Source organism: Parafrankia sp. EUN1f, from assembly GCF_000177675.1.
Lineage (GTDB): Bacteria > Actinomycetota > Actinomycetes > Frankiales > Frankiaceae > Parafrankia.
In genome coordinates, this window is the sequence record NZ_ADGX01000021.1 from 25,976 (window position 1) to 41,044 (window position 15,069).

General features: G+C 72.7%; 11 protein-coding genes and 1 pseudogene. 1 reads left to right on the top strand and 11 read right to left on the bottom strand.

What is annotated here, in order from left to right:
- Positions 1–4 precede the first annotated feature (4 nt).
- From FREUN1FDRAFT_RS08830 to FREUN1FDRAFT_RS08885, 11 genes and pseudogenes are all read right to left on the bottom strand, one after another.
- On the bottom strand, positions 5–487 hold the full coding sequence (locus FREUN1FDRAFT_RS08830; protein ID WP_006539660.1) for a phage tail protein: 483 nt from the start codon (positions 485–487) through the stop codon (positions 5–7).
- A gap of 38 nt (positions 488–525) precedes the next feature.
- A complete protein-coding gene (locus FREUN1FDRAFT_RS42920) occupies positions 526–891 on the bottom strand; it encodes a hypothetical protein (RefSeq protein WP_157474493.1) in 366 nt (121 codons plus the stop codon).
- A 2,621-nt stretch (positions 892–3,512) separates the two neighbouring features.
- Positions 3,513–3,902: a hypothetical protein gene (locus FREUN1FDRAFT_RS08845; RefSeq protein WP_006539662.1), complete on the bottom strand. Its 390-nt coding sequence runs from the start codon at positions 3,900–3,902 to the stop codon at positions 3,513–3,515.
- Positions 3,899–4,339 (bottom strand): phage tail protein, encoded by a 441-nt coding sequence (locus FREUN1FDRAFT_RS08850; RefSeq protein WP_006539663.1) that lies wholly within the window; start codon positions 4,337–4,339, stop codon positions 3,899–3,901. The genes FREUN1FDRAFT_RS08845 and FREUN1FDRAFT_RS08850 overlap by 4 nt, the downstream gene beginning before the upstream one ends.
- 66 nt (positions 4,340–4,405) lie before the next feature.
- On the bottom strand, positions 4,406–6,040 hold the full coding sequence (locus FREUN1FDRAFT_RS08855) for a phage tail sheath subtilisin-like domain-containing protein (protein ID WP_006539664.1): 1,635 nt from the start codon (positions 6,038–6,040) through the stop codon (positions 4,406–4,408).
- A gap of 181 nt (positions 6,041–6,221) precedes the next feature.
- Positions 6,222–6,719: a hypothetical protein gene (locus FREUN1FDRAFT_RS43610; protein WP_157474495.1), complete on the bottom strand. Its 498-nt coding sequence runs from the start codon at positions 6,717–6,719 to the stop codon at positions 6,222–6,224.
- A gap of 10 nt (positions 6,720–6,729) precedes the next feature.
- On the bottom strand, positions 6,730–9,021 hold the full coding sequence (locus FREUN1FDRAFT_RS39590; RefSeq protein ID WP_157474497.1) for a hypothetical protein: 2,292 nt from the start codon (positions 9,019–9,021) through the stop codon (positions 6,730–6,732).
- 410 nt (positions 9,022–9,431) lie between these two features.
- Complete coding sequence (locus tag FREUN1FDRAFT_RS08870; RefSeq protein WP_006539667.1) at positions 9,432–10,070, bottom strand: DUF4157 domain-containing protein; 639 nt, start codon at positions 10,068–10,070, stop codon at positions 9,432–9,434.
- Between the two features lie 217 nt (positions 10,071–10,287).
- Positions 10,288–11,169 (bottom strand): annotated as a pseudogene (locus FREUN1FDRAFT_RS47650) (ATP-binding protein); the annotation flags it as partial.
- A 308-nt stretch (positions 11,170–11,477) separates the two neighbouring features.
- A complete protein-coding gene (locus FREUN1FDRAFT_RS39595) occupies positions 11,478–12,785 on the bottom strand; it encodes a hypothetical protein (protein ID WP_006539669.1) in 1,308 nt (435 codons plus the stop codon).
- Between the two features lie 9 nt (positions 12,786–12,794).
- The gene (locus FREUN1FDRAFT_RS08885) at positions 12,795–13,475 is read right to left on the bottom strand and encodes a DUF4255 domain-containing protein (protein WP_006539670.1); all 681 of its coding nucleotides are present in this window, start codon (positions 13,473–13,475) and stop codon (positions 12,795–12,797) included.
- Positions 13,476–13,627: 152 nt separating this feature from the next.
- Between FREUN1FDRAFT_RS08885 and FREUN1FDRAFT_RS08890 the strand changes: the two genes are divergently transcribed.
- A complete protein-coding gene (locus FREUN1FDRAFT_RS08890) occupies positions 13,628–15,061 on the top strand; it encodes an NlpC/P60 family protein (RefSeq protein ID WP_006539671.1) in 1,434 nt (477 codons plus the stop codon).
- Positions 15,062–15,069: the final 8 nt, after the last annotated feature.

The following is a 15,069-nucleotide window of genomic DNA, read 5'->3' on the forward strand; positions in this document are numbered from 1 at the left end:
CCGATCACCGGCCCGGCCACTGTGCCCGGAACCCCTGGTGGGCGAACTCCAGGGTCTCCGTCGCCACCTTCGCGTCGGCGCTGGAGAAACGCGGCCCCGAATAGCGGACCGGGCACACCCCGACCATCGTCCACTCGGCGATCCGGCGCAGGTTGTCGTCGAACGCGGTGATCGTCGCCGTCGTCTCCTTTCCGTCGCCCTCCCGCGCGAAGGTGCTGAACCAGCCGCTGAGGTTGCGGCTGTCCGCGTCGATCGGCCGGGTCAGCTTGACGTTCTGGTAGTGGACGCGGCCGAGGAGCTGATGCTGGAAGCCGTTCTGGCCGCCCTCGTCGTAGGTCTTGACCTCGTAGCTGGCGTCCAGGCCCTCGATCGCGGTGAAGGCACCGAGCTCGAACGCGCCGATGGTCACGTCGAAACGCAGCCCGTTGGCCGGCCCGGGCCTGGATGGCCGGGGTTTGGCCGGTACGGGTCTGGCCGGTATGGGCATCGGAGTCCCCCTCTGCGGCAGTGACGACGACGCGGCGTTCACAGCGGGTCCGCCAACAGGCCGCGACGTTCCCGGTCGGCGAGCAGCTCGGCGCGCAACCGGCGGGCAAGGTATTCATAGATCCGTTCCGCGAGCCCGGCGACCTCGGCATCCGGAATCCGACCGCCGTCACCGCTCCCGCTCCCGGTCCCCGTCCCGCCTGTGGCGCCCGCCGCCCCGGTTCCGGCTCCGGCTCCGGTGCCGGTGCCGGTGCCGGTGCCGACAGGCTCCGAGGCTGCCTGCTGCTCGTCCGCCGTCACCCTGGCCACGCTCGGCGTGGATGCGCTGAACCTGGTGACCAGGGTCGAGGGCGCGGCCGCCGGCGGCAGGGATGCGCCGGCGGCCGACTCGGGCTCCCGCGACACGGCGATCTGCTCCGGGTGGAGCGACCGGGGTGGCTGGAGCGCTGGGAAGGGCTGGAGCGCTGGGAGCGGCTGACGCTGGAGGGGCTGATGCGCCGTCCCGACCGGATCCGATGCCACCCCCGCAAGTCGTGCCACGGACCGTGCCGACAACGGGGCAGGCGCCTGTGCGGACCCAGGCGGGCGCCCCCACGCCGGAACGATCACGGGTGGCGTTCGGCCGGCACCGTCGGCACCGTCCGATGCGGACCCTGCGGAGGCAGCACTCCCCCATCCGAACGCAGGCGACGCGCCAGGGCCACCATCGAGCTCGGCCGGCGCAGACCACACCGTGTCGGCTGGGCCGCCAGAGCGGGGCGGATCGGAGACACCGGTATCAGCCCGCGCCGCGACACGAGTCACCCGCTGGACGCGCGGAACCAGCGGGACCGGGCCGGCCAGCGGAGGCTGGACGACGCGTGCCACCGGACGGTCCTTCGACGAGGTCGTGGCTCGCTGCGGCGTCCCGGCAGTGGCCCTGCCAGCCATTCCCGTCAGGTCCGCCGGCGCGCTCGAAGCCGCCCGCCCCTCCGACAACGCCCAGCCATCGGACGACTCCCAGCCATCGGACGACTCCCTGCCATCGGACGACGCCCTGCCATCGGACACCGCCGGCGCCCCCGGCACGGCTGGGATAGCCAGAGGAATCGGCGGAGCATTCCAGAACACCGGAGTGTCCGGGGGCGGCACAGCCGGGACGTCCAACGACGGTGCGACGCCTGCCTGCGGTGGAACGTCCAGTTCCGCCGACACGGACGATGCCGGCGGTCGTCCCACCGATTCCGGTGTGGATGTGGCCGGGAACAGGGGTGCCGCGGACGGGTCGACGTCTGCGGAACGCGCTGCCCGGCTCACCGGTGGCGCCGACCTGGCGGGTGGCTGCGAGGGCGGTGACGGGAGCTGCTGCTCCGGGAGCCCGGCCCGCCACACGGCGGACGTGCCGCTTGCGCTCTGCGTGGGCGCCGCTCCTCCGGGCGTTGCGGTCAGCCCCGACGGCGAAGGAGCGCCGGCCTGCCGCCCACCGTCTCCAGAATCAGACCTGCCAGCGCCACCGCCTCCCGGACCCTCGTTTCCGGGGCCGTCGCCTCCAGAGCCGTCGCTTCCGGAGTCGTTGCTTCCGGAGTCGTTGCTTCCGGGGTCGACGACGGGGCGGCGCGAGACCGGCAGGCCGAGGCCGGCCCGGCGGCCAGCCGGACGGCCGCCGGGCGCCGTCTCCGCTGCGGAACGGGCGACCGACGGAGTCTCGATGACACGACCCCGCCGTGGAAGATCAGCCCGCGCCGGTCCGATCGGGACACCGAGGCCACGGAGCCCAGGAAGCGAGTCCGGCGATCCGACGCCGGACGGCGCCGCCTCCGTGCTGGCCGCCGACGGTGGCAGCGGGTTCGTAGCCGCTCGCGCCACGGGCGTGGGCGGCCGTCCGCCGGCGTCACTGCCGTGATCTCCGAGTCCGGAGTCGCCCCCGCCACTGCGAGGCCCGTCTGATGGCAGGCCGTCGTTCTCGGCGGTCACACCGTCCCGCGGCTGCGGAGTGCGCGCGCCGGCACCGGTGATGTCCCCGTCCGCCACGGTGCCTGGCTGCGGCCGGCGCAGCACGCGGACCATCGGCGGCGGCAGTTCGGCGGCAAGGCGCATGGACTGTAGCGGTCCGGAGCTCGCAACCAGCCGGCGGGGCGGCGGTGTGGGACCAGCAGGTACAGCAGGCACAGGTACAGACACCGGCATCGGAGCCGCGGCGAGCGGAGCGGCGGCGAGCGGAATCGCATCATCTGACATCGGGCCGCCCGCAGCCGCCTCGCCGGACTTTCGATCCCGATCAGGTGCGGAAGGTGCGGAAGGTGCGGAAGGTGCGGTCGGTGATGGCGGGGCGCCGGCCGGCGAAAGGTCACCCACCGACCGGGCAAGCCGCCGGCGCCGCCAGCCGGGCGAGGCCTGACCGGCCGACGGCAGCGCCCCGGCGCTCGATCCGACAACCGACCTGCCGGCCGACTCGCCCGCCGATCGGGCGACCGCGGAACGGTCGGCGGCCGGCGGCGGTGTGGCGACCGGCGGCGCGGGGATCCGCGGCGCGGAGGACGGCGGCGGGGAAGCTGGCCCGATGCGGCTGGGCCGGAAGGTTCCGGACGGCGCACGCGGGTCCACGCCGTGGGCCAGGGCACGCAGGACGATCGGGGCCGGGCTGCGGCTGCCGAGTCCGCGGGTGAAACCGGTGACATCGGCGGTCACCGGATGGCCGGCGGGCCGGATCGGCGGTAGCGAACGCCACGCGGCCGGCGTCGGCAGCACGCCTCCTCCCGGAACACCGCCCGGGCCGCTGCCATCGGAGGCGGTCTCCCCCACCGCGCGCGAACCCCCGTTGGCCTCACCGGCCGACGGGGGGCGATCCGATCGACGGCGCAGCCATGCGCCCAGGCCCGAACCCAGCATCGCCTAGTCCAGCCCTCCGGATTCGTCGGTCAGCTTCGTCAGCGCGGTGAGGAAATACCGCCGGTCGGGATGCTCGAGGTCGAGGATGTCCGCGAGCGACCAGTGGTAGCCGGCGGCCAGGTACGCGACCTCCTCGAGCAGGTCCTCGGCCGCGTACGTCAGGATTCCCCCGGTGCACCACCTGCCACGTCGACCGTGAAGGCGTGCTCACAGGATGGGCAGCTCACCGCGGCGTGGGTGTGCCCCTCCTGGTTGATCCGGCGGTAGAGGTCCTGCAGGAACGCGAGATCAGGGGCGAACAGCCCCTCGACGACGGCCGGGGTGATCGTGGTGAGCGATCCGAGGCGGGTGATCACCCGGGACAGCAGGAGCACGGTCAGGTACGCCTCGTTGTCCCGCACCCGCGGATCACGCAGCGGGAGGATCTCGTCCCGCGCCGTCGCGAGCCGCATGACGCCCTCGCGGTGTAACTGGCCGTCGGCGTCCAGATAGCCACGCGGCAGCGCGAAGGCGAACTCGGTGACCAGCCCGGCGGCGTTTGTGGTCACGCCAGCTCCAGGCCTTCGTGGACGAGCGTGACCTCCTCGATGGTGATCTCGCTTCCGCCGGCCTGCAGGCTGCCGATGCTCACCTTGGACGGCCAGGCGTTGATGAAGTTGAAACGGGCCTTCTCACCGCGGGTGTAGTCGTAGAGGACCACCGAGCCGTTCTTCCGCGCCTCGTCGATCTTCCCCTCCTGCACCTGCTTGATCCACTTCCACCAGCCCGGGTCATCGGTCTTGCCGCGCTTGAGCTGGATGTCGCCCCATTTGCGGGCCCCGGGCAGTTTCTTGATGACCGGGATACCGCCCTTCTTGTTCTCCTTGTGCTCGATCACCTGGATCTCCGCACTGAGCCCGGAGACCTCCTTGAACTGGGCGATCGCCACACCGTCGATCTCGATCTGGTAGGCGTAGTTGCCGAGCGCGTCCTCGCCGATGGGCACGACGTCTCTCCTGTCCGGGTTTCCGGTGAACTCGTCGGGTGGTCAGGTGGCCGTTGCGGCGGCTTGCTATTCGGCGCCGAGAGTGATCTGGGCGACCTTGAACACGACGAACTCGGCCGGCTTCACCGGCGCGACCCCGATCTCGATGATCACCTGGCCGGAGTCGACGACGCCCGGTGGGTTCGTCTCCTCGTCGCACTTGACGTAGAAGGCCTCGTCCGGGGTGACCCCGAAAAGCGCACCGTCCCGCCAGAGGCCGAGCAGGAAGGCCGACACCGTGCGCCGCAGCCGCTGCCACAGATCGAGGTCGTTCGGCTCGAACACCGCCCACTGGGTGCCGCCGAGAATCGACGCCTCCAGGTAGTTGAACAGCCGCCGGACGTTGACATAGCGCCAGGCCGGGTCCGAGGAGAGGGTGCGCGCCCCCCACACCCGGATGCCACGGCCCGGGAACGCGCGGATCACGTTGACACCCACCGGGTTGAGCTCGTCGTGCTCCACCTTGGTGATGTTCAGCTCCAGCCCGAGGGCACCGCGCACCACCTCGTTGGCCGGTGCCTTGTGCACGCCGCGGGTGTCGTCGCTGCGGCTCCAGATACCGGCCGCCGAACCGGACGGCGGAACGAACCGGCTGCGCCCCTCCACCGGGTCGAAGACGGACACCCAGGGCCAGTACAGGGTGGCGTACTTGGAGTCGAAGTTGGCCTGCTCCCGGCGCCAGTCCCGGATCGCCTGGGCGTTCAGGCCCGGGGGCGGGTCGAGGATGGCCATCCGGTCACCGGCGCTCTCGCAGTGGTCGATGACCGCCCGCTGGACGGCCTGCACCACATCCAGGCTGATCTGTTGCTGCTGGAACGCGAACCACAGGTCCGGCACCAGCACCATGGTCACGTCGTCGCAGGCGGCGAGGCCGGCGACGCCGGTGCGCTCGGCGACCTTCCCGATGAAGTCGTCGGCGCCGGCCCGCGGCACGGGCGACGGTGCGGGCGCCTGCAGCGCCACCACACCGGACGTCGGCGCCCGGTCGAGCGCCGTGACGCCTTCGAGCTCGGTCACCCGGACGAGCTCCGACCCCTCGTTGACGATGGTCGCCAGGTTGCGCCGCCCGCGCCGGGTGGTGACGTCCTCGAAGACCTCGACGTGCTCACCGTCCCGGATGACCGTGACGGTGAGATGCCGGCCGGCGTCCCCGGCCGCGCCGACGGAGCCGGCTCCCGCCGGGCCGCTCGCCCCGGTTGCCTCAGCGCTCCCGCCACCGTCGGACGCACCGCCGTCAGGGCCGGCGGACGTCTCCTGGGCGGGCCGACCGGCCGAGGTGATCTGCACGGCGAGGCTGCCGCGCACATCCGGGTCGACCGCCTCGATCCGGTAGACACCCACCCCGGGCCTGCTCGCGCTGGTCAGCTCCGCGACCGGCCCGGCGGCGGCGCCTTCCCCGCCGGAGCCGACGCTCACCACGTAGCAGGCCCCACCGCCGTTGTTGAAGTACTGGAAGACCGCCAGCGGCAGGTACGCACCGGGCACGAAGTCGCCGAAGTTCTCGACGTACTGCCCCCAGTTGGCCAGCCGGATCGCGGTGTTGCGCGGCCCGCGCGCGGTGAAGCCGACGAATGCCGCCACCGCCGTGCCGACGCCCTCGATCGGCCGGGACCCCGCCTCGACCTCCTGAACGTAGACGCCGGGCGACCGGTAGTTCGGCATGCCATGCCCTCCTCACCTGACAGCGGATGATCAGATCATCACCGGCCGGCAGATCGAGGCCAACGTCCAACGGAGCACCATCCCGGGCACCAGCTCTCGCCCGATCGTGCAGTCATCGGGCGCGATCAGATGGACTTTCGTGGCTGATGCCGGCCAGGCCGTCGTCCTGCAGTCCTGCCAGTCACACTGTGGCGCCTTCGACGAGTACGGATGCCAGAAACCCGCCCGCGGTAAGCCCCACCCGCACGCTGCCGCACCCGATGGAGTCGACGGTCGGCTCGTCCGCGAATCTCAGCAAGACATTGCCGTCACCCTGATCCAGTCTCAGCGGCGCCTGCCGGAACACGACACCGCTGCCTGCGATCTCCGTGTAGTCCGGCGTCCTCTTCCACTCCCACATTCCGAGATCGACGAGCGGAGCCCGACAACCACCTTGAGCAGGAATACCGAAACTAACATCATCCTCCCGCACCGGAGGAAGATCTATGACAACAAGCCCGAGAATACAACCCACACCGGAGTCAACCTTTATTTCGACTTCACCGCCACCATCACCAGATATTCTTAGATAAATCACCGTTCCCACCAGCGGAACGGACCAGCGTACAGTAAGCGGGATCCACGGATCAACCTCAACGGCCACACCCTGACAGTCCACCGCACCGACTACCGGGATCATCGAAATCAAATCACCTCCGCCGGAGAGCATGCTTCAGAACAGGTAGCGGGTCGACGTCCCTCTGGGAGAATTTCAGCTCCCAGTCCGCCACCAAAATCATACGGTTGAGCGGGACACCGTCCTTCACAGCCTCGGCCACCGCGGCCCGAAGGCTGCCGAGCAGCGCCTGCATCGAAAGGTTCCGCTGCTGCGGCGCCCTGTCCCCCAACCGGGAACTAATGGCGTACTCAAACAGATGCTCTGTCGCGTTGGGATGCACCCATACCTTCTGGGCCCCCAGGTCCATCTCGAAAGATCTTGGTATCGCGGTGTCAGGGTACTCCGGCTGAGTTCCCCTGACCTGGTCCCAGACTGTTCCCGTCCGAGTATCCGGCGCGAGGAGTCCCTTGGCCGGCGCCGTATCGGCGACGACCGGCCCATCCGTCGCTTCCGCGCCACGCAGGGCCCCTCCGGGGTCCGAGACCCTCGACCGAGCCTCGGCATCGGCGACGGCAGCATCGGATATGGGACCGCTCATCACCGAGGTGATGTCACTCTGGACCTTTGCAACTTGCTCCGGCCCCACTGCGGGCGCCGCGTCGGCGCTGTCAGCATCGGCGCCGCGCTGTTCCGGGACCACGGCTTCGATCTGACCGATGACGCTCGCGGCCTCCCGCAGTCTGGCCGCCGCCGCCGGGCTCGGTGTGTCTTCTGCGCTCTCCTCGGCGGCCTCCTTGCCCTTCACCTCGGTGCGTTGGACCCTGACTTCGAGGCGGCCGCCGGCAACAACCACGCGGCCCGTGTAGGCGTGCCCGGCCGCGGTCACCGAGGCGGTCGCGATCGTCCCGCCGGCACCCGGCCGCCGTATGTTCGTCCCGTTCGCAGCGCCCGCCGCGGTTTCCCCGCCCGTGCCGGTTTCTTCGTCGCGCCCCGGACGGAGCCTGCCGAGGAGGCGCCGGCCCAGCGAGGCGAGCCAGTCGGCGACGCGGTCGAGGGCACCGTCGACGACGCCGCGGACACGGCCGACGACGTCCCGTACCGGGGCGGCGATGTCGCCGAGGCCGAGCAGGCGGGCGAGGAAACCGAGGACGACCGGGACGCTGCGGGCGAGTGCCTGCTCGACGGCGTTCGCGGCGTCCCCGATAGAGCCGGCGGCGATCTTGGCGATGGAGTCGAAGACCGAGGTGGCGAAGGCGGCGAGCTGCTGGGCCCGTTCGATGAAGAACTGGACCGTGTTGTAGGCGGCGATGATCGCCTGGATGACGGCGCCGGCCGGGTTGAACATCGAGATCAGCCGGGTGACGGCGGCGCCGACCACGGAGCGGGCCACCCAGTCGCGGATGCCGCCGAGCACCGTGTCGAGCAGGCCCGTCGCCGATTCCATGATCTTGTCGACGACGGCACCGAGCCCACCGGTGATGATCCGCTGCACCCAGTCGACGGCGGTCTCCATCGCGCGCACGACCCGCTCGCCGAGCAGCCGGACCAGCCGGGTGCGCAACGCCGACCAGCTCAGCCCGAGCAGGTCCAGCACGACCGAGACGATGCCGTTCAGATCGAGGCGGGCGGGTATGCGCACCGCGCCGCGCAGGGCGCCCGTCAGCCAGCCGAGCAGCCCGGACTGCAGATGCGTACCGATGTTGCCGACGAACTGCCCCAGGCCCGTACGTACGGCGGCGGCGAGGTTGCCCGCGAAACGCACCGGGTCGTTCACGATCGTGCCGAGCACGTCGCCGGCACGCCGGATGATGGCCATCACCTGCTCGCCGGCACCGCCGGCCAGCGCGAGCGCGCCCTCGAAGACGAACTCCATCACCTTGCCGGCCGCCGAGCGGGCGAAGCCGAGCAGGGCCTGCAGCGGCGGCCCGAAGACGCCGGCGATCTTCGCCCAGGCGCCGGCCGGGTCCGCGAGGTCGGTGATGTCGAGCGCGTCCCAGGCCCGGCTGAACAGGGCGCGGATCGCCTCCCAGCTGAGCCCGAGCTTGGGCACCTCAGCCTCGAACCAGGCGGACGCCCGCTCCAGCGCGCCCGACCGGTTCAGGTTCTCGAAGATTTCCTGGCCGCGCGGCACCAGCTCGAGGAAGCCGCCGACCAGGGTTGCCGCGGAGCGCGGCACCTCGGTTCCGGTGAGCACGTCCCGGCCGAGGACGACACCGAGCAGCTTGTAGGCGGGCATCCGGTGCGCGTACGACGTCAGCCCGGACAGTGCCCTGTCCCGCGCCCCCGCCGCCAGGTCGGACACTCCGGCGGTCACGTCGTCGAGCAGGCCGCGTGCCACCGTCACCGCCGCGCCGTTCGCCGCGGGCGCCGGCCGGCGGGACACCGCCGGATCCCGGGACACCGCGGGTTGGCGGGACGGTGAAGGCCGCTGAGGTGCCGTGGAGGGTTGGGACGCCGTAGCGGGTTGGGAAGCCGAGGAGTGGCGGTACGCCGACGGCTGGCAGGAAACCGGCGGCTTCGCCACGGCCAGCCCTGGCACCCCGGCGCGCAGCCGCCCGTCCGACTCTGTCTGCTCACGCTGCTCACGCAGCAAAATGGCCGCCGCCCGGTTCCCGGCGCTGCGCTGCAGGCCGAGCAGCGGATGCCCCGGGGGTGGAACTGACCGGGGTGATGCCATCCGGTTGGCAGCCGGCCCTGGTCGGTCAGCCGCCGGGTGCCGGACAGCTGCCGGGTGCCGGTCGGCTGGCGAACGCCGGTCAGCCGCGGCGGGCGGCATCAGCGCCGATCCCGTGCTCACATGCCCTCCGCGGGCTCTTCCTCCTCCGGCAGCGGAGCGGCCTCACGGGCCACCTGGGCGCCGACCGCGGCGGCCTCCCGCTCGGCAGGGTCGTCCGGATGGCTGACCGTGCCGCCGGGCCCGCCGGCACCGCTCGTCTGCTGCACGACGTGGGTGAGCTCGTGGGCCAGCAGACCGCGCCCGGTCGGCGAGGTCGGGTCGTACCGCCCGGGCGAGAAGAAGACGTCGGTGCCGGTGGTGAACGCCTCCGCCTGCACCGCTCGGTTCAGGGTCGCCGCCGCGCCGTCGGTGTGGATCCGCACGGCCGACAGGTCTGCGCCGAGATGGCCTTCCATCTCCGCCCGCACCGGTTCGGGCAGCGGGGCACCCGCTCCGCGCCGCGCCTCGATCGCCGCCCCGATCTCCGGGTCCAGCGGGCCGGCGCCCTGCGACCGCAGGGCGCTACGCAACACCGCCATCGCGGCCCCGGAGGACCGGCCGCCCTCAGCCATCGAGGAACCGACCTGCAGCATGCGCCCGAACGCCGCATTGCCCACCCGCACATGGAGGGCGGCGGGAACCCGCTCCCGGCCGACCGCGGCGGGCCGACGCACGGCCGGCGCCGCCGAGCGGCCGTCAAGCTGCTCGTGTTCCATGGAAGGCTCCTCCCGGAGACGGACGCATCGATCGGTTCCCACCAGCAGGCAGCGCCGCCCCGCCCGCGGACAATGGACGTCCAGAAGACGGACGGCTTTCCGCGGGCCGACATCTCCACCAAACAGTGTGGCCGTTCTGCCAGCACGCGAAAACCTCGGTGCCCGTCCGCACGCGGGAGGTTGCCCGAACGGGCAGCCACCGGTTCACTCGCGGTGTTCAGCGTGGGATCAGCGGGAAATAAGGGCCGAACTCGTCCGCGAGGCAGAGGCGGCCGAGTTTGCGGTATTCGAGCGCGACCGCGGTGACGATCTCGCGCATGTCCACCACCTGGCCGTTCGCCGCGCCCAGGTAGGCCGCGGTCACCGCCGCGTTGCGGATGTCGCCGCCGGCCAGCCCGAAGGCCTTCGCGCAGAACTCCAGGTCCACATCGGTGGCCAGCGGCACCCCGGCGAGCATCCGCCGCCACAGGGCGAGGCGCTGCTCGGCGTCCGGCCGGGTGAACTCCGCGACCACCGACAACCGGCGGCGGAACGCGTCGTCAAGGTTCGCGGCCAGGTTCGTCGCCAGGACGGCCACCCCGTCGAACGACTCGATTCGCTGCAGCAGGTAGGCGACCTCGACGTTGGCGTAACGGTCGCGGGCGTCGGAGACCTCGGAACGTTTCCCGAAAAGAGCGTCCGCCTCGTCGAAGAACAGCACCGCGTTCAGCCCCTCCGCGCCGACGAAGATGCGTTCCAGGTTCTTCTCCGTCTCGCCGATGTACTTGTCGACGACCCCGGACAGGTCGATGACGTACATGTCGACACCGAGAGCGCCCGCGACGACCTCCGCCGCCATGGTCTTGCCGGTGCCCGACTCGCCGACGAACAGTGCGGTGACGGCCTCACCTCGGCCACCGCCGCGACGCAGCCCCCAGTCGTCGAGAACCCGGCCGCGGTGGGCCGCCCGTCCGGCCAGGTGGCGCAGGGTGGTGAGAGTACGCGGCGGCAGCACCAGGTCGTCCCAGCCGACCGCAGGGCTGATCCGGCGGGCCAGCCGCTCCAGCCCGGTGGCGTTCTGCGCCCGTGCCGCCGCGACCAGCCACTCGACCCGCGGCGGTGCGACCGGCCGCGCCGCCTGTGACCCCTGCGGCTCGGGCGACGGCTGCGGCTCCCGCGACGGCTGCGGCTCGGGCGACGGCTGCAACTCCGCCAGCTCCGGCAGCTCCGGCAGCTCCGGCAGCTCCGGCGCATCCTGCTCCGGGCCACCTTCCAGGACGCGGGCGGACAGCCTGGAGGCGACGACCGCCCGGCGCACCTGGCGGGGCGCGAGCCGCAGGGATGCGAGCTCGCCGGGCATCGGCGCGCCCAGCTCGGCGGCCCACACCGCGGCCTGCGCGCCGGCCCCCAGAGGAAGCACGTCATCGATCAACGGCACCGGTCCGGGGGTCTCCGGATCCCACGCCCCCGCCCGTACAGCACCACCGGCAGAGGCGGCAGCGTCCCATCGCCTCCGGCGGCGGCGCGGACAAGCAGCCCACGCGCCGCGGGGTCGAGCATCCCGGTCGGGCCGGCGACCAGCACGGCCCCGGCCAGCCGTGCCTCCCGGACGGCGACGGCGAGCGTCGCCGCGACACCGCCGAGCCGGTCGGCGGTCGGCACCGCAGCGGAGCCTGAGCCACCGCTCGTGCCGGTCTCCCCGCCCTCGCCCGCCCCGACGTCGCCACTGCCGGCGGCCCCTCCGGCCGGGTCCGCGACACGGGCCAGTCCCGGCGCGGAAAGATCCAGGCCGATGGCGCGGCGCCCGGCCCGGCGGCAGGCGGACAGCGCGGCAGCGAGCCCGTCCGCACCGGGTGTGGTCCGCAGGTAGACGAGCCTCGGGTCGACAGGCTCGACACCGTCCGGCCTGGCTTCGTCCAGCCCGTTGTCGGACGTCCGGGCGTCGGCCGCCGGACGAGCCTGGAGCACCCGCGGGTCTGGCAGGCGCGGTGGGCGCGGTGGCGTGCTGAGGAAGCGGGCCACCCGCCGGACCACCGGATCGTCGACGTCCGGAGCGTCGGTCAGCACCTCGGCCAGCACCGGGCCCGGGTCGTCCACGCCGAGCAGGTGGGCGGTGACCCGGTCCGGCACGCGCAGCGACCTGGTCAGGAACGGGCGGTCGGCGTCCTCCACGACAAGCAGTCCGGTGGCGAGCAGCGGGGCGCCGGGCGCGCACCGGGCGCGGGCCGCGCCGTCGATCGGCGAACGCCCGCACAGTTCCAGGGCGAGGCCGGGGCTGGCTCGGCGGCGGGTCACGTCGTCGTGCAGATAGCCGTAGAACTTCTCGAACCGGGCGTCCAGGTCCGGGGCCAGCGCGACCAGCAAGATGTCGACATCGAGCCCGCTCAGCCCGCAGCTGCCCGCGAGCTCTCGAAGCCGCAGCCGACTGCCCCGCTCCCGCGCCACCGCGGCGGCCCGCTCCACCTCGGCCGCAAGATCGTCCGAACCCGCATTCTGATCGCCTGAAGCCGGATCCGCCGGATCGGCCGGGCCGGGTGCGCCCGGCGGAGCCGGCGCGGCCTGGGTCGGGGTGCGGAGCAGGAGGGCGTCGATGTGGCTGTCGCTGAGGTAGAGGCCGCGGAAGGAGTCGTCGGGCTCCGGGTCGACGGCGCGCCGGGCGGCGACGGCCCCGCGGACCTGGGCCTCGACCACGGCGAGCCGGCCCAGCAGATCGGCCAGCGAGTCGTCCCCGTGCACGGGTGGCGCTCAGAGCTCCTGGACGCGCCGGGTCCGCGGACCGGCGCCCGCCGGCCTGCTCCCGGGCGGTGGCGGCGCGGCCGGCGCGCGCGGGTCGGTGGCCGAGGCGCGCAGGTGCACCTCGGGGTCGGCCGCGACCAGCTTGCGCACCGGTTCCACCCGGGCGGGGTCGAACGGCGCGACCACGACGAGGTCCAACGACGGCTTGAGCTCACCGCCGAGGGCGTTCCACACGTCGGCGATGCCGCGGTCCGCGCCGGTGGGCAGCGCGAGCTGCAGCAGCACCGGGATCGGCTGATCGACCAGCGCCCCGCGCAGGTACTCGGCGGGCACCGCGTCGTGCCGCAGCAGCGCGGCGAGCAGGGCGGAGAGCAGCCGGTGCTCGTCCTCCGGGCGGGACGTCCACGCGGTGAGCAGATAGGACAGCCGCAGCCGGCGCGGCGGCGGCCGGCGCGCGACGATCCGGCCGGCGCCGTCCCGGACCTGCTCGAAGGCGATCTCGCGGCGCGCCACATCCTCCCGGATGTCGTAGAGGAACGCGTCGATGCACGGCCCACCGCGCCGGGCCGCCCACTCCCGGGTCGGAGCGTCGAAGAGGACCTCCGTGTCACCGCCGGCCACGGCTTCGGCGGCGAGCAGCGCGGCGAGCGTCGCGTCCACGTCATGGATCATCGCCTCAGACGGTGACATCCGGGCACCGCCCGCCGCAAGAACGCACCCGGCCCGTCCGCGCTGCCCGTTCGTGCCGCATCTTCGGGCTGCGCGTTCGGGCAACGAGACGAGGCGAAACATCTGCGCGTGCGACGGTTCCGCCGGCCGCGTGATCGACGTAGCGTCAGCTCATGGCGAGGTACAGCGCCGCGGACATCTACGGCTACGCCCGCGCGGCGGGTTTCACTCCGGACCAGGCGGTGACGATGACCGCCATCGCCCTGGCCGAGTCGGGCGGTGACGGCTCCGCCCACGCGACCCGCGGGGAGGACTCCCGCGGCCTGTGGCAGATCAACATGAACGCCCACCGCCAGTGGGCCGACCAGAAAGCCTACGACCCCGCGGTCAACGCGAAGCTCGCCTACGAGGTCTCCCGCGGCGGCCGGGACGTCTCGCCGTGGACCACCACCCACGGCCTCGACGACGCCCGTTACCTCGACTACCGTGCCCAGGCCGAGCGGGCGGCCCAGCTGGCCGGCGAAGGCCAGGCCCACGGCAACTGGGCGGGGACGGCCGGCTACGGCCATCAGCTCACCGCCGCCGGGGACGCCGGCGACGGCCACCTCGACGAGACGACGGCCCGTTTTCTGCAGGCAGCGCTCGCGCAGGCCGGTGACAAGTACGTCTACGGGGCCGAGGCGCACCTCGACGACCCCGACCCGACCGCGTTCGACTGTTCGGAGCTGACCCAGTGGGCGGCCGCGCAGGCGGGTGTCGAGATCCCCGACGGGGCCGCGGCCCAGTACGAGGAGCTGCGCACCCACGGGCACGAGATCTCCGTCGACGACGCGCTGCGCACCCCGGGCGCGCTGCTGTTCCGCGCCGACCCGAACGGCTACATCAGCCACGTGGCGATCAGCCTGGGTGACGGCCGCACGATCGAGGCGCGCAACTCGCGCCTGGGGGTCGGCGTGTTCGACAACCGCGGCGACTGGCTGAACCGGGCCGCGGTGCTGCCGGGGCTGTCCGGCCCGGTCGGCGCCGGGGCACCGCCTGGCGGGTACTCGGGCAGCTCCCTGTCCCTGGCCGGCGGGCTCGGCACCGAGGCCGGCGGGGCGGACGGCGACGGCGACGGCCTCACCGACGCGCTGGAGAGCCAGCTCGGTACGGACTCCGCTGCCGTCGACAGCGACCACGACAACCTGTCGGACATCTACGAGCTGCTGCGCGTGGGCTCGGACCCGACATCCGCCGACTCCGACCATGACGGGCTGCCCGACTCGGCCGAGCTCGCCCTCGGGAGCAGCCCCACGAACCCGGACAGTCTCGGTGCCGGTCACCTCGACGGGGCGACCGGGCCGACGGCGGCGCTCGACAGCGATCACGACGGGATCACCGACGACCTGGAGCGGGTGCTGGGGACGGACCCGAGCCTGATGGACTCCGACGGTGACGGCCTGCTCGACGGTGCGGAGCACCAGCTCGGTCTCGACCCGCTGGCCTTCGACCACCTCGACCCCGCCGGCACCGGTTCCGGCACCGGTGCCGGTGCCGGTGGCAGTACCTCCCTCACCCATCATGTGGACACGGGTACCGGCGGCCTCGACGGACACACGGTCCTTTGACTCGGGAG